Here is a 242-nt window from a genome sequence, read left to right as displayed (position 1 = left end):
GGGCGTCGAGACCACCACCGGCCCGCTGGGCCAGGGTGTCGCCAACGCGGTGGGCATGGCGATGGCCGCCCGCTACGAGCGCGGTCTGTTCGACCCGGAGGCCCCCGAGGGCACCTCGCCCTTCGACCACTTCATCTACTGCGTCGCCGGTGACGGCTGCCTCCAGGAGGGCATCTCCGCCGAGGCGTCCTCGCTGGCCGGCCACCAGAAGCTCGGCAACCTGGTCCTGCTGTGGGACGACA

The 242-nt window shown here is 71.9% G+C and carries 1 pseudogene; it reads left to right on the top strand.

Annotated features, from left to right (window positions below):
- Positions 1 to 242 (top strand): annotated as a pseudogene (locus tag IF37_RS40545) (transketolase); the annotation flags it as partial.

Origin of the sequence: Streptomyces sp. NRRL S-31 (assembly GCF_000718775.1) — a bacterium.
In the GTDB taxonomy this organism is placed as follows: Bacteria; Actinomycetota; Actinomycetes; order Streptomycetales; family Streptomycetaceae; genus Streptomyces.
The sequence above is the reverse complement of the archived record's forward strand: the minus strand, read 5'-3'. Positions and strand labels throughout refer to the sequence as shown.